Below are 26045 nucleotides of genomic sequence, written 5' to 3' on the forward strand. Positions count from 1 at the left end.
GCGGATCCGCCGATTTGCGAGGGTCAGGAAAGGTCACGGCCCTGCGCCAGCAAGCCCGTCTTGCCTTGGGAAAGTCAGCGCGGCTCCATGCCCGCGATCCACTTGCGTACCGCCTCGACACCGTCTTCGTCCACGGTCGCCTTGCCGAGTTCGGGCATCGCAACGCCAGGCTCGCTCACCATCATGCGGTGCAGCAGGATCGACGCGTCCGGGTCTCCCGGCACAATGTCGAACAAGAGGTCGCCCGCCCCGCGCCCGGCGGCAACGGGTCGCTTCATGATACCGAGCGCGCGCGGATCTTCCTGCTCCCAGCGCAGGTCGAGGCCGCTGTTAGAAGCGGTCGCGCCGGGGCGATGGCAGTGCGCGCAATTGACGTCGAGATAGGCACGCGCCGCATCCTCCACGCTTGCCTTTCCGCGATGCTCCCACAAGGGCAGCTGGTCACCGCCCTGTGGCATCCGGTCGATGTGCCCTGCCGCGACCATTTGCTTGAGCCAGTCGCCCGACAGGTTTCGCGCCTTGGGACCGATCGGCACCACCTCTCCACCGAGGCCGTGGCATTCCTTGCACTGGTTCTTGTTCGGCACGCGGTAGCTGATGTCCTCGCCGCGCGGCGTGGTGAGGTCTATGCGCGCGCCTGCGACAGCCAGCCGCGCATCGGTCTGCTCCTCGTTCCAGAGATAGGGCAGCGCAAGCCAACCGTCCGCGCGGTGCAGCAGCACGCGCGTCTCGATCAGCCGCCGGTCCTCGCCCTCGCCAAAAGCGAAGGTCTTGATCAGCGCGCTGCCGACGGGAAGGTCGAGCAGTCCTTCCCCACTCGCCGCAATCTGCGTGCCCGCAGGTCGGTAGACGAACCGCAGCTTCTCCGCTCCATCCGAATAGAGCGGCGTATTCAACCTGTAGGGATAGACATGCGGAACCGGTTCTTGCGCCGCTGCGTCGGCGAAGAAGCCATAGGCGGACAGCAGCCTCGGCAGGCCATCATCCATGATCGCCGCATCATTCACATATTGCTCCGGCGGCGGCGTCGCACGGGCGATCACCGTCCCGGTAAGCAGGAGGCTTGCAGCCAGGAGGGAGACGGTCCCGAGCTTCATCGGCTGAGGCGTGCCTCCAGCTCTGCCGGTGCACCAATACCGGAGCGGTCGAATGCAGCTTCGGGTGTCGGCGCGGCCAGCGGCGCAGGCTGCGCGGCGCCCAACCCTACGCCCTGTTCGGTCAGGTTGAGCGACCAGCCGGGCGCTTCGCCGGTGACATAAAGGCTGCCAAGCCCATCCCACATGACCGGAGGGAGTTCGCCGCCAAATGCCGCCTTGAGCAGTTCCCCGCCTTCCAGCTGCGGATCGTAGCCGCCGCCGTCGAAGGTGTTGTCGCCCACCACCACACCGCGCGGCAGCGGGTTGTAGCGCTCGTCGTCATAGGGCTGGACATAGGCGATCACCATGACCGGTGCGGTCGGATTTCCCGAGAGGATATTGTTCTCGATCAGCACATCCTCGTTCGCCATCACCATGATGCCCGTCCCGCGGCGAACGCCTGCGACGATATTGCCGGGAGGCGCGAAATTGGGCGTGTCATTGGCGACCACGAGATTGTTGGCGACGATCACATTGCCGCCGCCCATTACGGGCAGGTCGGGCAGGTCGAAGACGAGGATGCCGCCCGTGTTGCGGGTGGCGATATTATGCTCGACCAGCGCATTGCGGCTGTTTTCGATCTCGATGCCTGCAACATTCGCCTCGGCGATTGAATTGCGCACGGTGATGCGGTCGGACTGGCCGACATAGATGCCTGCATCGCTCGCGCCGGTGACCTTCACCCCGTCGACCAGCACGCCGGTGCTTTCGACCGGATAGATCGCATAGGCCCCGTTTTCCGGATGCGGCCCGCGCGTCCAGGTCACGCGGATGCGGTAATAGACGATATTGTCCGCGCCCTTGGACTTGATCCCGTCACCCTTGGGGTTCTCCATCGCGAAATCGCGCAAAGTGACATTGTCGGAGGTGACCAGCAGCCCCTCGCCCGCGCCCGCCTGCGTGGTGAAATCGAGCACCGTGCCGTCCATGCCTGCACCGCGCACCGTCACTCCATCGACATCGAGGCTGAGCCCATCGGTCAGTTCGTATCGACCCGCCGCCAGCACGATCTCGTCACCCGGCTCGGCAAGGATGAGCGCCTCCTGCAAGCGTTCCTGCGCGCCCTCGCCCGGTTCGATCGAATAGGTTTCGGCAAAAACCGGGGCGGCGCTGGCAAGCAGCAGGGCGGAAATAGCGATGCGGATCATGAGACTCTCCCTCTCGGAAAGACATGATGCCGCAGCGCGGCGCGATTGCAAGAGGGGGTTAGCGCGCGGAGAAAGCGCAGATCGCAGCCGAGGAACCGACCACTTCGATGATCTCCGCATCCTCGACCGTGCGGAGGCGTTCGAGGAATTCGACGGTGCTGGTGGGCAGGCCCGCGTCCTTCTCACGCACGCGCATGCGCTCAAGCTCGCGCAACTGGCCGATCGTCAGGCGTTCGGAAAGGCGCGTGCCCATGCAGGCGGCGACCGGCTGTAGGACACCGCGTCCGACCAGCGCGGCCTCGATCCGGCTTGCGGTGACCCGTTCGAACCCGCCGAAATAGCCCCACAGCCCGATGCCTACGAGCGCCAGCACGACGACAATGATCAGAACCTTGCGCATGGGATCAGTCGAGAGCCTTCACGATTTCCTCGACCATCTTCTTCGCGTCGGACAGCAGCATCATGGTCTGGTCCATGTAGAAGACATCGTTGTCGACGCCGGCATAGCCGACACCGCCCATGCTTCGCTTGATGAAAAAGACCTGCTTTGCCTTGTCCACGTCGAACACGGGCATGCCGTAAATGGGCGATGACTTGTCGGTCTTGGCCGCCGGGTTCACGACGTCGTTCGCGCCGATGATGAAGGCGACATCGGCCTGGGCAAATTCGCTGTTGATGTCTTCCAGTTCGAACACGTTCTCGTAAGGCACGCTAGCCTCGGCAAGCAGGACGTTCATGTGCCCCGGCATGCGGCCCGCCACGGGGTGGATGGCATACTTCACTTCCACGCCCTTTTCCTCGAGCAGGTCGGCCATTTCACGCAGCGCGTGCTGCGCCTGCGCCACCGCCATACCGTAGCCCGGGATGATGATGACCTTTTCCGCCTGTTCGAGCATGAAGGCCGCATCGGCCGCGCTGCCCTGTTTGTAAGGGCGCTGCTCCTTCGCCTCGCCCCCGCCCGCGCCGCTATCGTCCGCACCGAAGCCGCCCGCGATCACGCTAATGAAACTGCGATTCATCGCGCGGCACATGATGTAGCTGAGGATCGCACCCGAAGAGCCGACCAGCGCGCCGGTGATGATCATTGCCGTATTGCCAAGCGTGAAGCCCATCGCCGCTGCCGCCCAGCCCGAATAGGAGTTCAGCATCGACACGACGACCGGCATATCCGCCCCGCCGATGGGGATGATGAGCAGGAAGCCGATGGCGAAGGCGAGCACCGTCAGCGCGACGATCAGCGGCATGGTGTCGCCCGGCGCAGCCATGGCGAAAAGCGCGGTCAGCACGATGATCGCAACCAGTGTGCCAAGATTGATGAAGTGGCGCCCTGGCAGGAGGATCGGCGAACCCTTCATACGGCCAGAGAGCTTGAGGAAGGCGATGACCGAGCCAGAGAAGGTGATCGCACCGATGGCGATTCCGAGACCCATCTCGATCCGGCTTACCGGCTCAATGACTGGTAGTGAGCCGAAGCCAAATTCAGGTGGAGGTACAGCAATGCCGAACGCGCCCGGATTGAGATAAGCAGCCCAGCCCACCAATACTGCGGCCAAGCCTACCAGCGAATGAAAGGCCGCGACCAGCTCGGGCATCGCGGTCATGGCGATGCGGCGGGCGATGGTAATGCCGATGATCGCACCGATGGCTATGGCGATCAAAATTTCGCCCAACCCGAAAACGCTGACTACCTGATAGTTGCTCAGGTCCGAGGTCGGCACATGCGTCACCAGCGTCGTCACCACCGCGATCAGCATCCCGATCATGCCGAAGCGGTTGCCCGTCCGGCTCGTCGCGGGGGAGGACAGGCCGCGCAGCGCGAGGATGAAGAACACGCCCGACACGAGATAGGCAAGCGCCACCCACGGGTTCACCGGTGCGTGTTCGACCGCTGCCTGGGATGCACTTTGCACCTCGGGCATTCCCATGGTCCGCTCCCATTCCGCGATCATTGCATCGCATTCAGCGGGCGTCATTTCGCCCTCGACACACTGAACAGCTCGCGCAGGAACAGCCCATAGAGTGCTTGCAATAAAAACGGGAATAATTGCCTTGAAGGAGAACATCACTTCTTCTCCTTCTTCTTGTACATCGCCAGCATCCGCGCCGTCACCGCGAAGCCGCCGAAGATGTTCACGGATGCGAGCACGATGCCGAGCAGCCCCAGCCACTTCGCCGCAGGCACATCAGCCGCCGCCGCCGCAATCAGCGCACCGACAATGATCACGGAAGAAATCGCATTGGTCACCGCCATCAGCGGCGTGTGCAGCGCGGGCGTGACCGACCAGACCACGTAATAGCCGACGAAGCACGCCAGCACGAAGATCGACAGGATCGAAATGAAATCCATCTTATTCCCCAGTTGCGGTCTTGGTGGCAGTCCATGGCAGTACGAACCCGCGCCCTTCGGACCAGCTCTGGCCGACAAGCACTGCCCCGAGGAGGCAGGCGGAGTGCTGGTAAACACCCGACCCATCGCTGGTCCTGAAGGCGACGCATTCGCGCCCCTGTGCCGCTCCGAAGCGCCCGTCCTCGATTTGCGCACCATAGAAGGTCCCGGCGACCGAATTGTCTTCTGCAATGTCGAGCGTCATCGGTTGCGAATAGCCGGGATCGTCAAGCGAAAGGCGCAAGTCGACTGTCCACTCGCCGGTCATCGGATGAGGCGCTCCTTCGGGAGCGGGAGTGTTGGCCGACAGGGCCAAACCGGCTGCGACGACTACGACGCCCCTCAACCCGCCAACCTCTCGTTCACGACCTTGCCGCCCTGCGTCAGGCGCACGGCGTTGCCGATTTCTTCGTCGAGCACAGGCCGCTTCGCTTCCTGGTCCCAGAAGGCGGAGAGGAAATTGTAGAGATTGCGTGCGAACAGCGCCGAGGCGTCGGCTGCGAGGTGGGCCGAAGTGTTCGAAAAGCCGATGATCTTCACGCCGTGCTTCACGACGGTTTCATCCGGCTTCGAGCCCTCGACATTGCCGCCATGCGCGACCGCGAGGTCGAAGATTACACTGCCCGGCTTCATCGTAGCGATTTGCGCGTCCGAGATCAGGCGCGGTGCGGGCCGACCGGGGATCAGCGCGGTGGTGATGACGATGTCCTGTTTGGCAATGTGCGAGCTCACCAGCTCGGCCTGCGCCTTCTGGTATTCCTCGCTCATTTCGGTGGCATAGCCGCCCGAACCTTCGCCTTCGATACCCTCGACACTTTCGACGAAGACGGGCTTCGCGCCGAGCGACATGATCTGCTCTTTCGTGGCCGAGCGTACGTCGGTCGCGCTCACCTGCGCACCAAGGCGCTTGGCCGTCGCAATGGCCTGCAAACCTGCAACGCCCACACCCATGACAAAGCACTTGGCCGCCTGCACGGTGCCGGCAGCGGTCATCATCATCGGGAAAGCGCGTCCATATTCGTTCGCGCTGGAGATCACGGCCTTGTAACCCGCGAGGTTCGACTGGCTGGAAAGCACGTCCATGCTCTGCGCACGCGTGATGCGCGGCATGAATTCCATGCTCAATGCCTCGAAGCCGCCTTTGGCATAGGCTTCAATCAGATCGCTGTTGCGGAAAGGATCGAACGTGGCCGCGACCCATGCGCCCGGTTTCGCACCGGCCAGCGTCATGACGTCGGGCGCCTGTACGCCGAGGACGATATCGGCGCCTTCTACGGCCTTGGGACCGGTGACGACTTCGGCACCGGCCTCCTTATAGGCTTCGTCGGGAATCGAGGCCTTCAGCCCCGCGCCTTCCTCGACTGCGACCGTGGCACCCAATGCGGCGAATTTCTTCGCCGTTTCAGGTGTCAGCGCGACCCGGGTTTCCCCGGGGGCGCGCTCCTTGAGCACCGCGATCCGCATGCGCGGGCCGCTCAGTTCGAAATCAGGACGACGACTACGGCCGTGATGATCGCCAGCAGGGGCACCGCCCACTTAAGCATGTCGATGAAGGAAGCGTAGGTTTTCTCGTGCGCTTTCTTGTCGTTTGCGGATTCCATCGGATCTAACCCTCTTTGTTCGTGTAGTTGCGGCAGGGTTTATCGCGCACTTCGCTTGGCGACAAGTGCGGCGCCTTTGCGATGCCCGACAAGACGCGGTGACAGCCTTAATCCGCCCTTTACCCCTTTTCGCTACACCGGTGCCGAAGAACCGCATGCATTTCGCAGCGCGGCCTAGGGCGAGAACGATGATGGCGACCGAAGAAACTCGTGTCCTGCTGCTGATCGACGACGAACCGGCGCAAAGCCGGATCGTTTCGACGCTGGCTGCGCGCGAGGGATGGCGCTCGCTGACGGTGGAAAGCTGCGAGGCCGCGCTCGAGGCGCTTGCTGGCCCCGAAGGCCATGAAATCGACGCCGTCCTGCTCGACCAGCGCGTGGCGGGCGATGCGGCCTGCGACTTCATTCGCGGCATCAAGGCGGAACGCGCGGAAATCGCCGTCCTCATGCTCACGGCCAGCACATCGCCGCTGCTTGCAGTGGAAGCGATGCGCGCCGGAGCGCTCGATTACCTCATCAAGCCGGTCGCACCCGAACGGCTGCTCAGCGCGCTGCGCACCGCTTCGCGCGTGCAGACGCCACGCGACGAGCTCCAGCCTTTAGCCGAAAAACTGCCGTCGGTCCTCGAATTCGATGCCATGGTCGGCACCGATACCCATTTCCGCACCGCGCTAGCGAAGGCCGCGACCGCCGCGCGCGGGCATGGCCACGTGCTGGTCGAAGGCGAAAGCGGCACCGGCAAGGAAATGCTGCTGCGGGCGATCCAGCACGCGTCCACGCGCTCGAAGGCGCCGGTGCAGCTGGTGAACTGCGCAGGCGTGGCCGTGCAGACGCTGGAATCGCTGCTCTTCGGCCACGAGAAAGGTGCCTTTGCCGGTGCCTTCAACCGGCAGGAAGGCTATTTCCAGCAATGCGACGGCGGGACCATCCTGCTCGACGAGATCGACCAGGTCGATCCTGTCATCCAGGACCGGCTGGCCGACATCCTCGAGACCGGCATCGTGCGCCCGACCGGCGCAGCACACGGCTTCAAGATCGACATTCGCGTTCTTGCAGCCAGCGACATGCCGCTCGCAAACGAGGTCGAGGAAGGCCGGTTTTCCAAGGCTCTCTACGAGCAGATTTCCGAAACGCGCATCATCCTGCCGCCGCTGCGCGAACGGGCCGGCGACATCCCTGCCCTGACCCGCTATTTCCTGTCTAAGATCGGCGAGCTCGAAGGGTTCTCGCATCACTCGATTGCCGACAGCGGCCTGTCGCTGCTCGAAGCCTTCGACTGGCCGGGCAATGTCCGCCAGCTGCAGACCGTGCTCTTCCGCGCCTGCGTCCACGAACAACGCGAGGCGCTGACCGCGCACAGCTTCCCGCACTTGTCGGAACTGCTCGGCGATGCCGATCGCGGCGAAAGCCGGGCGCGCGGGCTTGGCGTTCTGCTCTACCAGAATGACGGCAATTTGCGCCCGCTCGAAGAGATCGAGGCCGACATCATCCGCCTCGCCATCGGGCATTACCAGGGCAAGATGACCGAAGTCGCCCGCCGCCTCGGCATCGGGCGCTCGACGCTCTATCGCAAGCTGTCCGATCTCGGCATCGACAACGCAGCCTGAGTCAATGGCAGCGATCAAGAAGGCTTTTGGCGGAATCATGATCCTGTTCCTGATCATGGGCCTGAGCAACCTCCTGTTCCGCCCCGATTTCCCGACCGAGGTTGTCGAAAACCACACTGCGCCGAGGCTAGCCGCACCGCTGACGGACAGGACCATGGCTCGCGCCCTATCGTCGTTCGTGCAATCCGGCCACTACGAAGGTTCGAACGGATCGGGCGCGGCGATGCAGTTTCCAAGCAACAGCGGGCCTGTGACCCTGTCGAGCCGCGATGTGGCTGTGCTCAACGCCCGTTATCGCGAGATGCGCAAGGAAACCGCGCTCGCTGGCGGCGAATATGCGCAGTTTCGCGAGGAGCTACGCCGCGAGCAGATGGCCGCCGATGGGTGGGGTGACAGCAGCTACTGATCCCGCCTCGCTGGACAAACTGGCGGGGCCGAACTACGCCCACCCTCTCAATCGGGAGTACCTCAGGTGAACTAAGGCCACCGCTGCGGCGGATATGCTAGACAAGCGGAGTTATGCGCTCCGATCTGCCTCACCTGATTTTTCCGAAAGACTTCTCATGCAAAAACTCAAACACACGCTCTGCGTGGTAACCGGCGGTGCGCGCGGCATCGGCAAGGCCGTTTGCGCGGCCTTCATCGATGAAGGTGCCCAGGTCGTGCTGACCGACATCGACGAGGACGAGGGCAAGAAGGCCGCCGCAGAACTCGGCTGCACTTTCCACCAGCTCGACGTGGCGAGCGAAGCCGACTGGGATGCCCTCGCCTCGGCCTATCCCGCGATCGACGTGCTGGTGAACAACGCCGGCATCACCGGCTTCGAGGACGGGCCTGCACCCCACGATCCCGAGAATGCGAGCCTCGAGGAATGGCACCGTGTCCATGCAGTCAACACAGACGGGTGCTTCCTTGGCTGCCGCTACGCCCTGCGCGCAATGAAGGCGAAGGGGACAGGTTCGATCATCAACATGTCCAGCCGTTCCGGCCTGGTCGGCATTCCGGGGGCTGCAGCCTATGCGGCGAGCAAGGCGGCAATGCGCAACCATTCGAAGTCGGTTGCGCTCTATGCCGCGCAGAACGGCTGGGCGATCCGCTGCAACTCGATCCATCCGGCCGCGATCCTGACCGACATCTGGGAGCCTATGCTGGGTGACGGGCCCGACCGCGATGCCAGGATGGCCGCGCTGGTCGCGGATACGCCCCTGAAGCGGTTCGGCACGGTGGAGGAGGTCGCGGCGCTGTGCGTCTACCTCGCCTCGCCGGAGAGCGGCTACATGACCGGCGCCGAGCTGACACTGGATGGCGGCTTGCTGGCCGGGAGCGCGGCCTCGCCGGGATAGCAAGGAACGCCTCGGACCTGTCGCCGTTTATGTGCAAATTGCACAGGAGTATCCATGGACATCGTAGACTGTATCCTCGCCGATCACGACCGCCAGCGCCGCATGTTCGCCGCGCTCGATATGGCGCGTGACGACACGGAATCGCTCGGCCGCATCTTCAACCGGCTGCGCAACTTTCTCGAAGCGCATGCCGAAGCGGAAGAACTCTATTTCTACCCTCGCCTGCTCCAGTGCGGGTCGGGCGCGCTGGACAGCGACAGCGCCGAAGAGACGACCGACGATGCGATCGACGATCACAACAAGATCGCCCATGCCGCCGAAGCGGCGGGCCGCGAAGAAGTGGGTTCGGACGCGTGGTGGAAATGCGTCGACGAAGCGAACCTGCAGAATTCCAAGCACATGAGCGAGGAAGAGCGCCAGGGCCTCAGCGATTTCCGCCGCCGCGTTCCGCTGGAGGAGCGCATCGCGCTGGGGATCAAATATCTCGCCTTCGAATCCGCCCACGCGGGCCATTACGAGCGCGAGGACAAGGATCCCGAGACCTATATCAAGGAAAACGAAACCGCCTGAACGGCGCTTTCGTCAGCCGGGCAGGTCCGCGAAATCGGTGAGAGCCGCATCACGCAGGCCCCGCCAGACATTGCGGGCCTGCACGGTTTCGCGGACATCGTGGACGCGCACTAGCTGCACGCCCGCATCCATCGCCCGCATGGCCAGCGCAATGCTGCCACCGAGGCGCTGGTCCGCGCCTTCCTCCTTGCTCAGCGCACCGATCATCCGCTTGCGGCTCATACCGAGCAGCAGCGGGTGGCCGAGCGCGTGGAACAGCGGCAGCGCGTTCACCAGCGCGAGATTGTCGGCAAGGCTCTTGCCGAAACCGATGCCCGGATCGAGCAGGATACGGCTGGCGTCGATCCCGGCCTCCAGCGCCTGGTCGCGGCGGTTGCGAAGTTCGTCGAAGACATCGAACACGACATTGGAATAGTCGCCGCCCTCGTGAAGATCGTCGCCCGCGCCCGGCGCATGCATCAGCACCACGGGGCATCCGCGCGCAGCGACCACTTCGGGGCTGCGCGGATCATGCGTCAGGCCCGACACGTCGTTGACGAGCGTAGCGCCCGCATCGAGTGCGGCCTCCATCACCGCCGCCTTGCGCGTGTCGATGCTGACCGCAGCTCCCATGGCCGCACACATTTCAACTGCGGGTACGACCCGCTCGATCTCGTCGCCTTCCCAGACAGGCTTTGCACCCGGGCGCGTGCTTTCACCGCCGATATCGATGATCGAGGCGCCTGCCTCCACCATGCCGGCAGCCTGTTCGCGCTGCACCTCGGGCTTGTCCATGAACTCGCCGCCGTCGGAGAAGCTGTCGGGCGTGACGTTGAGGATGCCCATCACCTGCGGCTGGTCGAGCCGGACAGTGCGCGCGCCCATCTCCAGCGGCGGATGCGCGATGGTAAGGTTCGACCACTGCTGCTCCGCATCGGCCGCCACGGTATCGGGCAGATGCCCCATCGCCTCGGCGATGGTATCGGGCGCTGCGAGCCAGCGTTCGGCGACCTGGCCCTCCCGGCGCAGGATCACGGCAAAGCGGCTGGCATAGACCATGCCGCCGGCGAGCCGGATGGCATTGCCGTGTTCGGATTGCGGACCAGGCACGAGGCCGATAGGGCGGATATAGACGCGATCAGTCATGGTTGGACTGCCCTAGCGCATTGCCGACAGGATGGAACACATGGAACACGGTCCTGGCGTTAAATTCACAAATGCTCGCAGCAGCCGGCCTTCCGTGCACGATCGGAAAACGGAGGATGCAGGGACTCTTGCGTACCGCCCAACGCGGCCAAGTTGACGTAGGTAGAGTCAGCTTCCGACCTATCTCGCGCGAAAAGCAGTCATTCCGCTAACGACCCGATTGCGGGCGCTAAAGTTCGTCGGTTTCTGTCCAGTTTTCCCAGTTGCTTCCTTCGCTGCAAAGGGAAGTCTCATCTCGGCAGATGTCTGACCTGTTCATGATTGTACGTACTGCCTCCACTCGATCGCATGGTGCGTTCGGTTCAACCTCGAGAACGAGTTGAGGAATTGGGTTGAGGGACGACGCCTCACTTGCAATCTCTGCAAGGTCGGAATCTGAGATCACGCGCTCCGACGATCCAACCCGTTCCCTCAACAGTCCATCTTGCTCCACGGAAAACGCGAGGACCGGGGATAAATGTACTAGTCCGTCTCGTTCGGTCCGCCAGTGATCGAGCGGCTTGGAGCAGCTTTCAGCGTAAGTTTCCTTGGCCGGAGAGCAACTAGCTAAAAGTGAGAAAGTTAACGCTAGCAAGACAATTTTCATCGCTGAACTTCTGTCATCTACGGCTGCGGCGCGCAATGACCGCTTGCCACCCATAACGGCGCAGAAGTGACAAATGCTGATCGTGGCATTTGTGCTAGCATAGAGACGTGGCAGAGCGGCTTATTGCGGGTGCCGCCTGAGAGGTTAATTGCCTCAAAGGAGCACTCCCGGAATTCCTTCAAAGTTGACCGGCGCGGGTTCGAATCCCGTCGTCTCGTTTCTCGCTTGACGAAATTGCCGCAGGTCCGCTTCCCACCCAAAGTCGGACAGCCGTAGCCCTTGTTCGACCTCCGAAGAGCTGACGCAGGGCGTGACTGCTCGCGTACTTGGAAGCCCCTCAATCCTCGACCGCTAGCAGATACAGCTGCCGCGCGGCGTCGATCGGCTTTGCTTCGCCTTCGACCTCGTAGTGCCAGAAGGTCCAGCCGTTGCAGCTGGGCGCGCCCTGTAGTTCCTTGCCGAGGCCGTGGATCGAGCCGGTCTGCTTCTCATAAGCGAGCGAGCCGTCCGCGCGCACCGTCGCCATCCAGCGGCGTTTCTTGTCGAAGACCTGCGTGCCCGGCTTGATGAAGCCGCCTTCGACCAGTGCGCCGAAGGCCACCTTGGGGGCGCTGCGGCCCGCCTGCATGGTGGTGAGCGCGCTTTCGTCGAGCGGGAGTTCCTTCTCGATCCGCTTCAGCGCGGCGTTGCGATAAACGCCTTCGCGCTCGCAGCCGATCCATTCGCGGCCCAAGCGCTTGGCCACCGCGCCGGTGGTGCCGGTGCCGAAAAAGGGATCGAGCACGACGTCGCCCTTCTCCGTGGTGGAGAGCAGCACGCGGTAGAGCAGGCTTTCGGGCTTCTGCGTCGGGTGGACCTTGGTCCCGCCCTCTTTCAGCCGTTCCGCGCCGTTGCAGATCGGCAGGACCCAGTCGCTGCGCATCTGGAGCTCGTCGTTGAGCGTCTTCATCGCGCGGTAGTTGAAGTGGTACTTCGCCTTCTCACCCTGCGAACACCACAGCAGCGTTTCATGCGCATTGGTGAAGCGGGTGCCGCGGAAGTTGGGCATCGGGTTCGACTTGCGCCACACGATGTCGTTGAGGATCCAGAAGCCCAGGTCCTGCAGGATCGCGCCGACGCGGTAGATGTTGTGATAGCTGCCGATCACCCACAGCGCGCCGTCGGGCTTGAGGATGCGCTTGGCCTCGGTCAGCCAGTCGCGGGTGAAATCGTCATAGATCTTGAAGCTGTCGAACTGGTCCCAGTGATCGGTCACGGCATCGACATGGCTGCCGTCGGGCCGGTTGAGATCGCCGCCGAGCTGGAGGTTATAGGGCGGATCGGCGAAGACGAGGTCGATGCTGCCGCTGGGGATCGAACGCATGGCTTCCACGCAGTCGCCATCGAGGATCTGCCCGAGGGGCAGTTCCAGAGACACCTGCTTCGGCATCTGCTTCGGTTTCGCCTTCGCAGCCGGTTTGGCGCGCGTCTTCGTGGTCTCCAGGACCGCCATTTGTATTCCCCTGTCCGTAGTTATCCACAGGGTGAGTCCAAAGGGACTCCCAGTCAAGACAGTTGTTTAGCGCGCAGTTCTAAAGATGGTGTTAACCATAGGAGAACGAAACGAGTCCCCCACCAGATGTTGAGTCCGCATGCGTCGCGCAGACTCCAGATACTGGGGTGTGGCTTTAAAGACTCGCTTGCGACAAACCCCGGCTGGAAAGGTTTTTCGGGATGTGCAGCACGAAGCATGCACCGCCGCTCGACGTATCGCGCACTTCCAGAAAACCGTCGTGCAAATGGGCGATACGCTGGCAAACCGTCAGCCCGAGGCCAAGGCCGTCCGCCTGACCTTCGCGGAAAAACTGATTAAATATCTGTTCCTTGCGACCATCGGGAATGCCTTTGCCGTTGTCGGTAACGAAGAAGATGTGATTCTCGCCGTCATCTTCGTAATGGATGGTGACACGGATCTTCTCGACACCGGCATGCTTGATCGCGTTTTCGATAAGGTTCTGGAACAGCTGGCGCAGCAGGTTTGGCTCGACCACCGAAACCGGCATCCGGGCGATGTTGAGCGTCAGGTCCGCCGCCTCGATCGCGGCCGAAAGGTTGAAGCGTACTTCTTCCATCAACAGGTTGATGTCATGCTTGGCAAAGTCGAGCTCGCGCGCTTCCGCAGCGGCCGCCTTTAACATGGAGCTGATATATCCGCTCAGCCCCATCGTGCTGTCCATGATAGAGCCCAGGACTGCTGTCGACCGTTCGCTCAGCGTGTTTTGCTTGTCGCGTTTGATAATGTTGAGGCCCGCCATCAGGCTTGCCATCGGGTTTTTCAGATCATGCGCGATGGAATGCGAATAGACCTTCAGCTGCGCATTGAGCCGCACCAACCGCTTCTCGCGCGAAGAAAGCGTCGAAATATCGGTGGCTATCGCGACCAGCAGCTTGTCGCCACCGGGCTTTTGAATAGCGAACTTGCGCGTGAGGAGCGTTCTTTTTTCGCCCTTCCAGTCGAGGATGTCCTCGACGATTTCGGTATGCCCCTGCTCCATCGCGCGCCGGTCTTCCTCGAGAAAGAGCTTTGCCTCTTCCTCGGTGAACTTCTCGACAGTGGTGGATCCGATAATGGTATCGCGGACTTGCGGGGAATAGATCTCGCGAAAGGCGCGATTGGCGTATACAAGCCGGCTTTCCTCGTCCTTCACGAACACGAGGTTGGGGTCGTACTCGAGGATGAACTCGAACAGGTTGTCGCCGTCGAATGGCAGCGGGCCGTCGTGTTTTTTGTAGTCTCGTCCCGGCACCGAATTCGCCCCCCATACGTCGAACAACTGTGCGCCGTCCCGAAGGGGGCTTCATAGGGGATCTATCCCGATTCTACAAGTTCGCCCCGAAGCCGGGTTCAAAGAAGTGCAATTAGATCAGTAACATCTGGCTGACCGGCGCAAAGCTGCGGCGGTGGAGCGGGGTCGGGCCGTGGATGCGCAGTGCTTCCATGTGGCCCTTGGAGCCATAACCCTTGTTGCTTTCCCAGCCGTATTGCGGGTGCGCCTTGGCAGCTTCGACCATGATGCGGTCGCGGTATTCCTTGGCGAGGATGGAGGCAGCCGAAATGCAGGCTTCCTTGCCGTCGCCGCCCACAATCGCGCGGGCGGGCCAGCGCCATTCCTCGCGCCGTCCGTGCGGGGTCATGTTGCCGTCGATCAGGACCTCTTGCGGCTCGGTGCCCAATGCCTCGACACAGCGCTGCGTGGCGACGGTCATCGCGAGCATGGTCGCACCGAAGATATTGAGCCGGTCGATCTCTTCGGGCTCCACCACCGCCAGCCCCCATGCGCAGCGACGCTGGATTTGAGGCTCGATTTTGGAACGCTTCGCGGCAGAGAGCTTTTTGGAATCGTCGAGGCCGCCCGGGCACGGCTTGCACAGCACCACTGCGGCAGCCACCACGGGACCGGCCAGCGGTCCGCGCCCTGCCTCATCGACCCCGATGACAAGGGGTGCGTCGCCAAGACCATTTTCGGGAGTAGAAGAAAACATGAAGCGCCTATCGATCCTTAGCTTGACCCTATCGCCGATCGTGCTGCTCGCAAGCTGTGGCAGCGGGTATTCCACCGGCAGCGACACGGGCGACGCCGCTTCGACCCCTGCCCCGGTCGAGCCGACCGAGACGGCATTCGAGATTACCGAGCGCGGAACCTTCAACCAGCCCTGGGCCTCGGCCTTCATTCCCGGCACCGACATGCTGGTCATCACAGAGAAGCCGGGGACGATGAAGTTCCTCGACACCGCCAGTGGGCGGCTCGGCACGATTACCGGCGTGCCGACGGTCGACTACGGCGGACAGGGCGGGCTTGGCGAAGTCGCCTTCCTGCCGAGCGAGGCGGATTCCGATCCGTCGAACCGCACCATCTATCTCAGCTGGGCCGAAGCCGGTGAAGGCGACACGCGCGGCGCCGTGGTCGGGCGCGGCGAACTGGTCTGCGAACAGGCCGACGAATGCAGCATCGAGGGCATGGAAGTGATCTGGCGCCAGGCGCCCAAGGTCACGGGCCGCGGCCACTATTCGCACCGGATCGCCTTCAGCCCGGACGAACAGTACATGTTCGTCGCCAGCGGCGACCGGCAAAAGCAGGACCCGGCACAGGACCGCTCGAACACGCTGGGCACGATCGTCCGCCTCAATCTCGACGGCACGGCGGCGGCCGGCAATCCCTATGGCGACGAGATCTGGTCGTGGGGCCATCGCAACATTCTCGGCCTGGATTTCGACAGCGAAGGACGCCTGTGGGAAGTCGAGCACGGTCCGGCAGGCGGTGACGAACTCAACCTCGTCACGCGCGGCGCCAATTACGGCTGGCCCGCGCGGTCCTATGGCGACAATTACAACGGCACGCCGATCCCCGACCACACGGCCGATGACGGCTTCACCAAGCCCGCCATCGCCTGGACCCCGGTTATCGCGCCGGGCAACATGATCTTCTATTCGGGCGACCTGCTCGAAGGCTGGAAGGGCGATGCGATCATCTCCGCCCTCAAGCCCAAGGAACTGGTCCGCATTAGCTTCGATGGCGAGAATGCGACCGAGGTCGGACGCTATTCGATGGATAACCGCATCCGCTCGGTGATCGAAGGTCCCGACGGCGCGCTTTGGGTTCTCGAAGACGGTGAAGGCGGGCGCTTGCTCGAACTTCGCCCCGGTTGAACGTGAAAATGTTCGACAGCCGCAGGCCGCGCCACTAATCGGCGCGGCCCATGGCGACTCTCGTCCCCCTTTCCGCAATCGATGCCGACATGATCGAGCAATTGCTCGACGCCGCGTTCGGCGAAAACCGGCATGCGCGTACGGCCTATCGCATCCGTGAAGGGACCGCGTGGCTCGATGCGCTGAGCTTTGCCGCGCTCGACGAAGAGGAATATCTCGTCGGCTCGATCCAGCTTTGGCCCGTCGCTCTGACCGACCCGCAGGGCCGCCCGCATCCGCTGATTATGGTCGGACCGGTCGCGGTCATGCCCGGCAGGCAGGGCGAAGGTTTCGGAAAGGCGCTGATGGCCGCCAGCCTCGGCGCGATCGATGCCGCCTTCGACGAGGGCGCACCGCCCTTTCCGCAGATCCTTATCGGCGATCCCGAATATTACGGGCAGTGGGGCTTCACTGCCGAGCATACAGGCAGCTGGCACTGCCCCGGCCCGTTCGAACGCGAGCGGCTGCTGCTCCGAACCGGCAATCCCGCGATCCTGCCGCCCGAAGGCATGCTGGGCCCGTGGACCAGCGAGACATCACAAGCCGCCAAGGATTGAACGAGGGCTTTGGCTCTGCCATCGGTTTGCGCAACGATGGTCTACACCCCTCCCCCTGAGCTTGCCGGCATGTCGCTGGCCGAAATCGCCGAAGCCGTGGCGGAGCGTCGCCTGCCCCCGGTCGAGCAATGGTCGCCCGACAATGTCGATGACAGCCACATGGTCATCCGCGCCGACGGGACATGGCTGCATGACGGTAGCCCGATCACCCGCACCGCGATGGTGCGCGCCTTTGCGGGCCTCCTCAATCGCGAGGACGACGGCAGCTACTGGCTGGTCGTGCCCTACCAGAAGCTCAGCATCGAGGTCGAAGACGCCTGCTTCATTGCCACCGATGTGAGCCGCAAGGACGGCGATCTCGCGTTCCGCCTCAACACCGACGAACTGGTCGTTGCCGGCCCCGACAACCCGATCCGCGCGGCAGGCGATCCCGACCAGCCCGCACTCTACCTCCACGTCCGCCGCGGCTGCGAGGCCCGCCTCAACCGTTCGACCTACGAACAGCTTGCGCAGATCGCTTTGGCAGAAGGCGAGGACTGGACGGTAACGAGCGGCGGCGAGACTTTCTCGCTGGTTCCGAAATGAGCGATCTCTTCGGACGCCTGACCGAGCTGTTCCGGCAAGGCCACGAACGCGAGGTCGAAGACCTCCTGTCCGACGCCCGCTTCGCCGATCTCGACCGCACCGCCGATGCCGCCGTGCTGATTGCAGTCACCGAACAGGCCAATCCGACGGTCCTGCTCACCCAGCGCCCGCGCACCATGCGCGACCACCCGGGACAGGTCGCCTTTCCCGGCGGCAAGATCGACAAGGGCGAAGATGCCGTCGAGGCAGCGCTGCGCGAGGCGTGGGAAGAGCTCGGCATAGAGCGCGACCATGTCCGCGTGATCGGGACAACCGATCGCTACCAGACCGGCACCGGCTTCGACATCACACCCGTCCTCGCCACCGTACCCGCAGACCTCGCGATCCGCCCCGACCCGCGCGAGGTGGAAAGCTGGTTCGAGGCTCCACTCGACCACCTGTTGGACCGCCAGCGGTGGAACGAGAACGAGGTGTTCTGGAAAGGCGCGATGCGGCGCTATTACGAGATGGACCATGAAGGCTACCGCATCTGGGGCGTGACTGCCGCAATCTGCATCAATCTCTCGCGCCGTCTGGCGTGGTTCGACTGACGCCGTTAAAGCGCCGTCCACGATGACCAAACTGCCCGAAGCATCCTGGACGAAACGCGCAGACCTTGCCCAGCTTGTCGCTGCGCTGGAGCCCGGCAACGCGCGCTATGTCGGCGGCGCCGTTCGCGATACGCTGCTGGGCAAGGACATCCACGATATCGACATCGCGACTTCGCTCCTGCCTGCGGACGTGATCGACCGCTGCAAGGAAGCAGGCATCCGCACCGTGCCGACGGGTATCGACCACGGCACGGTGACTGCGATCCTTCCCGACGGCCCGGTCGAGATCACGACGCTGCGCCGCGACGTTTCGACCGATGGCCGCCGCGCAACCGTTTCTTTCGCCACCGAATGGAAGGAGGACGCATCGCGCCGCGATTTCACGATCAACGCACTCTATGCCCATCCCGAAACTCTCGAGATCAGCGACTATTTCGGCGGCGTAGAGGATTTGGAGAACGGCCGCGTGCGCTTCATTGGCGATGCGCGCGAACGGATCCGCGAAGATCACCTGCGGATCCTGCGCTACTTCCGCTTCCAGACGCGCTTCGGCGACGCGTGGGACGAGGAGGCCACCGTCGCATCGAGTGAGCTTGCCTCCACCTTGAAGGGGCTCAGCCGCGAGCGTGTCGGCTGGGAACTGCAGAACCTGCTCGGCCTACCCGACCCCTCTCCGACGGTCTTCAAGATGCGCGAGCTCGGCGTGATGCAGGAAGTGCTGCCCGAATGCGGCACGCGCGAGGCGGAGAAGCTGGCCGAACTCGTCCGGCAGGAACGCGAATACGGTATTGCCCCCGATGCCATGCGCCGCCTGGCCGCGATCATCCCGCCCGTGCCCAGCCTTGCGCAAGCTGTCTCCGCGCGCCTGCGCCTCTCGCGCGCCCAGCGTGAACGCCTGTCCTGCGTGGCCGAGCGCGACGCCAGCGACAGCCAGCAGCCGCTGGCGCTCGCCTATTACGAGGGCGTGGAATGTGCGCGCGACCGTCTCTTGCTGACCCGCGCCGATCCCGGCGCGCTCGAAGACTGGGAGGCGCCGCAGCTCCCCCTCAAGGGCGGCGAAATCGTCGAGCGCGGAGTGGGCAAGGGTCCGCAGGTGGCGCGAATCCTCCAGATGGTGGAACGGCGCTGGGTGGACGAGGGATTCCCCGATCGCACCCGTGTTCTGGCCCTTCTGGACGAAGAATTGCCCTGATCTTCCTGTCCGGTTTCCAAAGCTGAAACAGTATCTTCAGCTTTGCTTAAGCTGCACTGCAGCATAACGGCCCCCAAGCGCGGTTGCGATTTTTCGTCCCGCTTGCCATAGAGCGTTCCGCTTTCCCCGGAGGGGGGCATGCGGATCACTTCGGGACCTCCACTCTCGTCTCCGCTCTTTCCATTTTGGTCGTTCGCGACGCGCTTGCCGCGGGTCGCGAAACTATAAGTTGAATACATCTAGGAGTTCGTCACATGAAGTTCGCAAAGCTGGCCGTTGCCGCCGTTGCCCTTGCTGCCACCCCGGCCCTCGCCAACGAACAGGTTGCTGCAGGCGCCGTCGTAACCGGCCCCGAAGGCAATGAAGTCGGCACCATCGTGTCGGTCGAAAACGGCCAGGCCGTGCTCGACACTGGCAAGCACAAGGTTCCGCTGGGCGTTGAAATGTACGGCCAGGGCGAAGCAGGTCCGACGATCACCGTTACCAAGGCGCAGCTTGATGGCATGATGGACGCGCAGCTCGCCGAAGCCGCTGCCAAGCTCGACGCAGCCCTCGTTGAAGGCGCGGCAGTCGTCACCGCCGAAGGCCACCCGTTCGGCACGATCTACACCGTCGACAACGAAGGCATGGCCATCGTCCAGAACGAAGACGGCATCGTCACCCTCGCTCGCGACAGCTTCGCAATCAGCCCTGAAGGCGCGCTGATGGTACTCTATAACCACGCCGACCTCGCAGCGAACATGACGCCGGTTGCAGAAGGTGCGGAAATCCTCACCCCGGCACAGGCCCGAGCGAAGCAGGCTGAAATGGCTGCTGGCGACGACGCCGGCGAATAATTCCGATTATCGGTTCCCTGGGAAACCAGGGTCGCAAGGGACCGGGAGTGCTTCGGCGCTTCCGGTCTTTTGTTTATCCGAACTTGTTGTCGCGCGGGAAGCCCTGCGGCGGCAGGCGTCCGGCCCCGCCGCGCGCGACCTTCCACTGCCACATCTCGGTTTCTGTGCGGGTGCGGTCGCCCTTGCCGCCCATTGCCCAGCTGAGGCCTTCCTCCATGGTGAAGGTGGTGGCATCGGACAGGCCGCCGTCGCGGTAGTTTTGCAGTTTGTTGCCCTGCCCCTTCGCAAGGCGCGGCAGTTCTTCCAGATTAAAGACCACAAGCTTGCGGTTCTCGCCTACGACGGCGACATGATCGTGCGCTTTGTCGATCGGACGCGCGACAACGAGCTTCACGCCGTCCTTAACATTCATCACCTGCCGCCCCTTGCGGGTTTCGGCGAGCATCTGGTCGGTCGTCACGGCAAAGCCCTTGCCCGTGCTGGCGGCGAGCAGCACTTCCTGCCCTTCGCGGTGGACGATGACCGACACAATCTGCGCCGCACCGTCGATATCGAGCGTGTTGCGCACCGGCTCGCCGAAGCCGCGCGCACCGGGCAGCTTGTCCGCGCCCAGCGTGAAGACACGGCCGTCATCGCCGATCAGCAGCAGCTTGTCGGTGGTCTGCGCGTGGAGGACGAAGGCAGGACCGTCGCCTTCCTTGTACTTGAATTCCTGGTCCAGCGGCAGGTGCCCCCTGGCGCCGCGCACCCAGCCCTTTTGCGAGAGGATGACCGTAACCGGCTCCTTCTCGATCATCGCATCCATGCTGAATTCGACCGCGGGCGCGGCCTCCTCGATGGTGGTGCGACGACGGCCGAGATCGGTCTCTTCCGAATACTCCTTGCGCAGCGCATTGAGGTCACGCTTGAGGCGCGTTCGCTGGCGGGCCGGGCTGCCGAGCAGTTTTTCGAGCTCGTCCTGCTCCTTCAGCAGCTCGTCCTTTTCGCCCCGAAGCTGCATCTCTTCCAGCTTGCGCAAGGACCGCAGGCGCATGTTGAGGATGGCTTCGGCCTGCCGGTCGGTGAGCTTGAATTCCGCCATCATAACCGGCTTGGGTTCATCCTCGGTACGGATGATCTCGATCACCCGGTCGAGGTTGAGGAAGGCGATGATATAGCCTTCGACCAGTTCCAGCCGCCGCGCGATCTGGTCGAGCCGGTGCTGGCTGCGGCGCTGGAGGATGTCGATCTGGCTGGCGATCCAGTTGTCGAGCAGTTCCTTCAGCCCCATCACCATCGGCGTGCGCGTGCGGTCGAGCACGTTGAGGTTCAGGCCGAAGCGCGTTTCCATGTCGGTGAGCTTGTAGATGCTCTCCTTCAGCAGTTCCGGATCGACATTGCGGCTGCGCGGCACGAGCACGATGCGGATCTGCTCGTCGCTTTCGTCACGCACGTCCTCGAGGATGGGCAGCTTCCGGTCGGCGATCGCCTGCGCGATCTGCTCGATCAGCTTGCCCTTCTGCACCTGATAGGGGATTTCGGAGATGACCAGCTGCCACTGGCCGCCACCCAGCCGTTCGATGCCGGCCTGCTTGTCCTCGTCCTTCTCGGCTTCCGCCGCATGGAAGCGCCCGCGCACACGGAAGGAGCCGCGGCCCGTTTCGTAAGCGTGGCTGATCACCTCGGCGCTCTCGGGAACGACACCGCCGGTGGCGAAGTCCGGGCCCTTGAAGATTTCCATCAGCCGCGCGTGTTCGACATGCGGGTTGTCGATCACTTCCAGCGTCGCATCGACGATCTCTGCGACATTGTGGCTGGGGATATTGGTCGCCATGCCGACCGCAATCCCGCTTGCCCCGTTGGCGAGCAGGTTCGGGAAGAGGCCCGGCATGATTTCCGGCTCTTCTTCCTCGTTATTGTAGGTCGGGATGAAATCGACCGTGCCCGCGTCGAGGCCTTCCATAAGGCGCATCGCCGTCTTGGTCAGCCGCGCTTCGGTATAGCGGTAGGCCGCGGCATTATCGCCGTCGATGTTGCCGAAGTTGCCTTGCCCCTCGACCAGCGGATAGCGCAGCGCGAAATCCTGCGCGAGGCGGACCATCGCGTCATAGGCCGCGGTATCGCCATGCGGGTGGTACTTACCGATCACCTCGCCCACCACGCGGGCCGATTTCTTGAAGCCGCTTGCCGGATCGAGCTTCAGCTGGCGCATGGTCCACAGCAGGCGCCGGTGGACCGGCTTCAACCCGTCGCGAAGGTCGGGCAGCGAACGCGCGGTAATCGTCGACAGCGCATAGACGAGATAGCGCTCGGAAAGCGCGGAATCGAACGGCGCATCGACAATCGCGTCGAACGGATCCGCGCCGGAATCATCAAGGTCAGTAGTGGCCATGGAGCCTGCCCTACCAGAGGCACGGCTCGCCTGTCAGCACGGAACGGCACGTCATCCCCACACGTTGCATGGGTAACACTAAATCAAAGGAAACCACCCATGACGAAACGCGTAATGATCCTCGCCACCAATGGCTTCGAACAGTCGGAACTGATGAAGCCCAAGGCCAACCTCGAAAACGCCGGTTTCGAGACCACCGTGGTCAGCCTCGAAAAGGGCGTAATTAAGGGCTGGGACCAGAAGGACTGGGGCGACAGCGTCAAGGTCGACATGACGGTCGACGAAGTGTCCGATTGTTCGGGCTATGACGCGCTGCTCCTCCCGGGCGGCCAGATGAACCCCGATATCCTTCGCATGAACGAGCGCGCCGTCGCGATCGTCCGCGAATTCGACATGGCGGGCAAGCCCATCGCCGCCATCTGTCACGCACCCTGGATGCTCGTCGAAGCCGACCTGGTGAAGGGCAAGACGGTCACGAGCTGGCCGTCGGTCCGCACCGACCTCGCCAACGCCGGCGCGAATGTGGTCGACCAGGAAGTTGCCAAGGACGGCAATCTCATCACCAGCCGTAACCCCGATGACATCCCTGCATTCAGCAAGGCGCTGATCGAAATGCTGGGTGAAAGTGTCGAGAAGCGCGAACTCGAAAGCGCGTAAATTCGATCCCATCGAACCAAGGAACCCCGTTGCCCCCGGCAGCGGGGTTCCTGCTTTTGGGGACCGATAAAGGCGCGGCGGCATTAGGTAAGGCATGGGGAACATTCACAAAAGCATCGTCACCGCGCTTATCACTGTATTCGCTGCGTTCTTTGCCGTTCAGGCGCAGGCGCAGGCCGACCGCTCGGTAGCGGAAGGATCGCAAGCCTACGTCTACGAGGTAGAGCAGCTGGAGACGGTCACCCCGCCCGGCTCTGTTCCCCTCGATCTCGATACGCCCATGGGGCTGATGGAAAGCTTCATGTCCGCTGGCGAGAGGGGGGATTGGAGCGATGCGGCAGCCGCGCTGGATCTTGCCAATACCGACCCTGCCGAACGCGATGCCGATCAGCTTGCCGCCCAGCTTTACGACCTGCTGAATCGCTCGCTTTCGATCGGCTGGACCGAGCTTCCCGACCGCCCCGATGCAGTCGATACGACCACCAGCAGCAAGGACCCCATGTCCGGCGTTGCGCGCCGCTCGCTGACGATCGGCTTGCTCGACCTGGAGAACCGCGCCGTGCCGATCAGGCTGGCGCGGGTGCAGGCACCCGACGGCGAACCGGTCTGGGTGTTCAGCCGCCAGACGGTCGAGAATATCCCCGCCCTCTACGAAGTCTACGGTCCGACCAAATTCGAAAAAAGCCTGCCCCCGGCGCTGCGCAAACAGGCCTTCTGGACGCTGGCATGGTGGGAAGTGATCGCTTTGCCGCTGATCCTGCTCGCCGGCGCGCTGGCCGCAGCCCTGACCTATCTTGCGATCAACCGCATGCGAGATCGTCAGGACGAGGACACCAAGCTTTACGGGGTCCTGCAGGCGATACACCTGCCGGCAACCCTGCTTGCCTTTGCGGGTACATTCGCGCTCGTCCGAACGACCTTCTTCAGGCTCTCCGGGCCAGCGAAGGACCTGCTCGACCCGCTGCAGCTGATACTCATCATCGCGGCCATCGTCGGCATCGCGCTCTCCGTGATCGAGGCCCTGTTCGACTTCGCGACATCGCGGCGCACCGACGAACTCGAGGCCCCCGGCAATAACGAGGACCGCAACTTCTACACCAAGATGAGCGCGATCCGCCGCATCCTGACCGCGGTGATCCTGCTCGCGGGCATCGGCTTCGTCGTTGTCGCGAGCAATTTGTCCAACACGCTCGGCTTCTCGATCATCGCCTCTGCCGGTGTCCTCGGCCTCGTACTGGTCTTTGCGGCGCGCAAGGTGCTCGGCGATATCATGGCAAGTGTCCAGATCGCCTTTGCGCAGACCGCGCGGATCGGCGATGCGATCCATTATGACGGACAATGGTGCTTCGTCGAAAAGATCGGCTTCACCCACCTGCGCCTGCGTACCTGGGACGAACGTCGGGTGATCGCCCCGGTGAGCGATTTCACCAGCGACAGTTTCGAGAACTGGACCAAGCAGGACGCCAGCCTGATGATGCATGTCGAACTCGAGCTGGATAACCGCGCCGATGTCGACAAATTACGCGAACCTTTCCGCGAATTCGTGGAGAATGACGAGGACGTGATCGACCCCGAAGATGCCATTTGCGAAGTCGTCGCGCAGGATGCGCGGGCCATGACGGTTCGTTTCATGGCGAGGGCCGAGGATCCGAAATGCGGCTGGGCCATGCATTGCCGCTTGCGCGAACACATGCTAGCCGCCGCGTCACGCCTCGATGCAGCGGCCGGAAACGAGCCGATGCCTGCCTACCTGCCCCGCGAACGCGAGGTCCGCATGGACCTTGGCCGCGAAGACGAAGCAACCTGATCGGCCCCACAAGCTCCCCAGCCCAGCAAAATTCCCGTGACTTGACGCGGGCTTGATTTGCGATACGTTGTAACATTCACGCCACACAGCTCCGTGTGATGTGATTGAACGGGGAGAGTTTCGATGAAAGCACGTCACGCCATCCTGGCAGGTCTTTCAACGATAGCCCTCGCTTCCTGCGGCCAGTCCGAAAGGGAGCAGCCAGTCACCGAACGCGTGACGACAGTGGATGTCGAGGACGGCGGTTCCGCTGCTCCTGCGAACGAATTCGGCTTCTACGAGGCGCGGGAGGAGGGGATGTTCTCCGGCTCGCCGCCGCCTCCGCAGCCCCACCGCATCGCTCCGCCCCCGCCCGCTCCCGCTCCGGTCACCGTTCCCGGCCAGCCCGTGCCGGGAGAAGACACCACTATTTCCGTCAGCATGCCGCAGGTGGCCTATACCTATTCCTACGGCTTTCGCGTGGCGGCCAATTTGATCCGCCCCATGCAGGAAAAGCATGCCGACATGTGCGAGGCGAAGGGCCCGCAGACCTGCCGGATCGTCTCTATGAATTCCGGCGAGAGCGCGGGCGACTATGCCTATGGCAGCCTGCGGATCGCCATCGCGAGCGACGAAGCCCGCACTTTCGGCAAAGCCCTCACGGCCACATCGGAGGGTATGAAGGGCGAGCTCGTATCCTCCTCGATCGAGGGTGAGGACCTGTCCAAGAAGATCGTCGACACCGAAGCCCGCCTGCGCGCCCGTACGGTGCTGCGCGACCGGCTGATGGAAGTGCTGCGAAACCGTCAGGGCACGGTCGCCGAACTGGTCGAGGCCGAGCGCGGCGTCGCCAAGGTAAACGAGGAGATCGACCAGGCGCGAAGCTGGCTCAACGAGATGCGCGGCCGCGTCGCCTATTCGACGATGACGCTCGAATACGAGGCCGGAACCCCGTCACAGGGCGGTTTCGCCGACCCGATCCGCAATGCATGGGGCTCGCTCGCCTCGATCCTCGGCAACCTCATCGCCTTCCTGATGGTGGTCGGCATCGTCATCATCCCCATCGGCCTGATCATCTGGGGCGCGATCCGCCTGTTCAAGCGGATCGGGCTGTCGACAGGGATCGGCGAGGATGGGTGGACGAGGCCGGAAGCGGACGCGGAGAAGAAGGAATAGGCAATAA

The 26045-nt window shown here is 63.2% G+C and carries 26 protein-coding genes and 1 tRNA gene; 14 read left to right on the forward strand and 13 right to left on the reverse strand.

Features of this window, described 5'->3' with window-relative positions:
- Positions 1 to 74 precede the first annotated feature (74 nt).
- From K3136_RS04495 to K3136_RS04530, 8 genes are all read right to left on the reverse strand, one after another.
- Positions 75 to 1097: an SO2930 family diheme c-type cytochrome gene (locus tag K3136_RS04495; protein ID WP_221431701.1), complete on the reverse strand. Its 1023-nt coding sequence runs from the start codon at positions 1095 to 1097 to the stop codon at positions 75 to 77.
- Positions 1094 to 2284, reverse strand: a complete 1191-nt coding sequence (locus K3136_RS04500; protein ID WP_221431702.1) for a parallel beta-helix domain-containing protein — start codon at positions 2282 to 2284, stop codon at positions 1094 to 1096. Before K3136_RS04500 ends, K3136_RS04495 begins: the two co-directional genes overlap by 4 nt.
- A gap of 58 nt (positions 2285 to 2342) precedes the next feature.
- Positions 2343 to 2684, reverse strand: coding sequence for a hypothetical protein (locus K3136_RS04505; RefSeq protein ID WP_221431703.1), 342 nt, complete (start codon positions 2682 to 2684; stop codon positions 2343 to 2345).
- Between the two features lie 4 nt (positions 2685 to 2688).
- Entirely contained in the window at positions 2689 to 4203 is a 1515-nt protein-coding gene (locus K3136_RS04510) for an NAD(P)(+) transhydrogenase (Re/Si-specific) subunit beta (RefSeq protein ID WP_221432213.1), read from the reverse strand.
- Positions 4204 to 4346: 143 nt separating this feature from the next.
- Entirely contained in the window at positions 4347 to 4631 is a 285-nt protein-coding gene (locus tag K3136_RS04515) for a proton-translocating transhydrogenase family protein (RefSeq protein ID WP_221431704.1), read from the reverse strand.
- Position 4632: 1 nt separating this feature from the next.
- A complete protein-coding gene (locus K3136_RS04520; protein WP_221431705.1) occupies positions 4633 to 4938 on the reverse strand; it encodes a hypothetical protein in 306 nt (101 codons plus the stop codon).
- Positions 4939 to 5012: 74 nt separating this feature from the next.
- Positions 5013 to 6134 carry an NAD(P) transhydrogenase subunit alpha gene (locus tag K3136_RS04525; RefSeq protein ID WP_221431706.1) on the reverse strand — a complete coding sequence of 374 codons (1122 nt, stop codon included), beginning with the start codon at positions 6132 to 6134 and terminating at the stop codon, positions 5013 to 5015.
- A gap of 11 nt (positions 6135 to 6145) precedes the next feature.
- A complete protein-coding gene (locus K3136_RS04530) occupies positions 6146 to 6271 on the reverse strand; it encodes an aa3-type cytochrome c oxidase subunit IV (RefSeq protein ID WP_221431707.1) in 126 nt (41 codons plus the stop codon).
- 191 nt (positions 6272 to 6462) lie between these two features.
- Here K3136_RS04530 and K3136_RS04535 point away from each other — a divergent pair, with 191 nt between their 5' ends.
- The 4 genes from K3136_RS04535 to K3136_RS04550 all read left to right on the forward strand — a co-directional run bounded on the left by K3136_RS04535 (position 6463) and on the right by K3136_RS04550 (position 9791).
- Positions 6463 to 7878 (forward strand): sigma-54-dependent transcriptional regulator, encoded by a 1416-nt coding sequence (locus K3136_RS04535; RefSeq protein WP_221432214.1) that lies wholly within the window; start codon positions 6463 to 6465, stop codon positions 7876 to 7878.
- A 4-nt stretch (positions 7879 to 7882) separates the two neighbouring features.
- Entirely contained in the window at positions 7883 to 8284 is a 402-nt protein-coding gene (locus K3136_RS04540; RefSeq protein WP_221431708.1) for a hypothetical protein, read from the forward strand.
- A gap of 157 nt (positions 8285 to 8441) precedes the next feature.
- The gene (locus K3136_RS04545) at positions 8442 to 9221 is read left to right on the forward strand and encodes an SDR family oxidoreductase (RefSeq protein WP_221431709.1); all 780 of its coding nucleotides are present in this window, start codon (positions 8442 to 8444) and stop codon (positions 9219 to 9221) included.
- 54 nt (positions 9222 to 9275) lie between these two features.
- Positions 9276 to 9791 (forward strand): hemerythrin domain-containing protein, encoded by a 516-nt coding sequence (locus K3136_RS04550; protein ID WP_221431710.1) that lies wholly within the window; start codon positions 9276 to 9278, stop codon positions 9789 to 9791.
- 12 nt (positions 9792 to 9803) lie between these two features.
- On the opposite strand, the gene folP is transcribed toward K3136_RS04550, so the two are convergent.
- Positions 9804 to 10916 (reverse strand): dihydropteroate synthase, encoded by a 1113-nt coding sequence (gene folP, locus K3136_RS04555; RefSeq protein ID WP_221431711.1) that lies wholly within the window; start codon positions 10914 to 10916, stop codon positions 9804 to 9806.
- Between the two features lie 747 nt (positions 10917 to 11663).
- Here folP and K3136_RS04560 point away from each other — a divergent pair.
- Positions 11664 to 11780, forward strand: a tRNA-OTHER gene (locus tag K3136_RS04560).
- Positions 11781 to 11899: 119 nt separating this feature from the next.
- Here K3136_RS04560 and K3136_RS04565 read toward each other — a convergent pair.
- From K3136_RS04565 to K3136_RS04575, 3 genes are all read right to left on the reverse strand, one after another.
- Positions 11900 to 13054: a site-specific DNA-methyltransferase gene (locus K3136_RS04565; RefSeq protein WP_282100025.1), complete on the reverse strand. Its 1155-nt coding sequence runs from the start codon at positions 13052 to 13054 to the stop codon at positions 11900 to 11902.
- Between the two features lie 175 nt (positions 13055 to 13229).
- Positions 13230 to 14348, reverse strand: a complete 1119-nt coding sequence (locus K3136_RS04570; RefSeq protein WP_221431712.1) for a sensor histidine kinase — start codon at positions 14346 to 14348, stop codon at positions 13230 to 13232.
- Between the two features lie 112 nt (positions 14349 to 14460).
- On the reverse strand, positions 14461 to 15084 hold the full coding sequence (locus K3136_RS04575) for a ribonuclease HII (protein ID WP_221431713.1): 624 nt from the start codon (positions 15082 to 15084) through the stop codon (positions 14461 to 14463).
- Here K3136_RS04575 and K3136_RS04580 point away from each other — a divergent pair.
- From K3136_RS04580 to K3136_RS04605, 6 genes are all read left to right on the forward strand, one after another.
- Entirely contained in the window at positions 15083 to 16249 is a 1167-nt protein-coding gene (locus tag K3136_RS04580) for a PQQ-dependent sugar dehydrogenase (RefSeq protein ID WP_221431714.1), read from the forward strand. The two genes, K3136_RS04575 and K3136_RS04580, sit on opposite strands and share 2 nt — an antisense overlap.
- 50 nt (positions 16250 to 16299) lie before the next feature.
- On the forward strand, positions 16300 to 16845 hold the full coding sequence (locus K3136_RS04585) for a GNAT family N-acetyltransferase (protein WP_221431715.1): 546 nt from the start codon (positions 16300 to 16302) through the stop codon (positions 16843 to 16845).
- Between the two features lie 36 nt (positions 16846 to 16881).
- Positions 16882 to 17430, forward strand: a complete 549-nt coding sequence (locus K3136_RS04590; RefSeq protein ID WP_221431716.1) for a DUF1285 domain-containing protein — start codon at positions 16882 to 16884, stop codon at positions 17428 to 17430.
- Entirely contained in the window at positions 17427 to 18020 is a 594-nt protein-coding gene (locus K3136_RS04595) for a CoA pyrophosphatase (RefSeq protein ID WP_221431717.1), read from the forward strand. Before K3136_RS04590 ends, K3136_RS04595 begins: the two co-directional genes overlap by 4 nt.
- 22 nt (positions 18021 to 18042) lie before the next feature.
- Positions 18043 to 19212: a CCA tRNA nucleotidyltransferase gene (locus tag K3136_RS04600; RefSeq protein ID WP_221431718.1), complete on the forward strand. Its 1170-nt coding sequence runs from the start codon at positions 18043 to 18045 to the stop codon at positions 19210 to 19212.
- Between the two features lie 254 nt (positions 19213 to 19466).
- Positions 19467 to 20048, forward strand: a complete 582-nt coding sequence (locus K3136_RS04605; protein WP_221431719.1) for a hypothetical protein — start codon at positions 19467 to 19469, stop codon at positions 20046 to 20048.
- A 73-nt stretch (positions 20049 to 20121) separates the two neighbouring features.
- On the opposite strand, the gene parC is transcribed toward K3136_RS04605, so the two are convergent.
- A complete protein-coding gene (gene parC, locus K3136_RS04610) occupies positions 20122 to 22419 on the reverse strand; it encodes a DNA topoisomerase IV subunit A (RefSeq protein WP_221431720.1) in 2298 nt (765 codons plus the stop codon).
- A 99-nt stretch (positions 22420 to 22518) separates the two neighbouring features.
- On the opposite strand from parC, the gene K3136_RS04615 reads away from it, so the two are divergent.
- The 3 genes from K3136_RS04615 to K3136_RS04625 all read left to right on the forward strand — a co-directional run bounded on the left by K3136_RS04615 (position 22519) and on the right by K3136_RS04625 (position 26038).
- Positions 22519 to 23076 (forward strand): type 1 glutamine amidotransferase domain-containing protein, encoded by a 558-nt coding sequence (locus K3136_RS04615; protein WP_221431721.1) that lies wholly within the window; start codon positions 22519 to 22521, stop codon positions 23074 to 23076.
- A gap of 94 nt (positions 23077 to 23170) precedes the next feature.
- Entirely contained in the window at positions 23171 to 24883 is a 1713-nt protein-coding gene (locus K3136_RS04620) for a mechanosensitive ion channel family protein (RefSeq protein WP_221431722.1), read from the forward strand.
- A gap of 123 nt (positions 24884 to 25006) precedes the next feature.
- A complete protein-coding gene (locus tag K3136_RS04625) occupies positions 25007 to 26038 on the forward strand; it encodes a DUF4349 domain-containing protein (RefSeq protein WP_221431723.1) in 1032 nt (343 codons plus the stop codon).
- Positions 26039 to 26045: the final 7 nt, after the last annotated feature.

The sequence above is a fragment of the Qipengyuania gelatinilytica genome (assembly GCF_019711315.1).
Taxonomy (GTDB): Bacteria; Pseudomonadota; Alphaproteobacteria; order Sphingomonadales; family Sphingomonadaceae; genus Qipengyuania; species Qipengyuania gelatinilytica.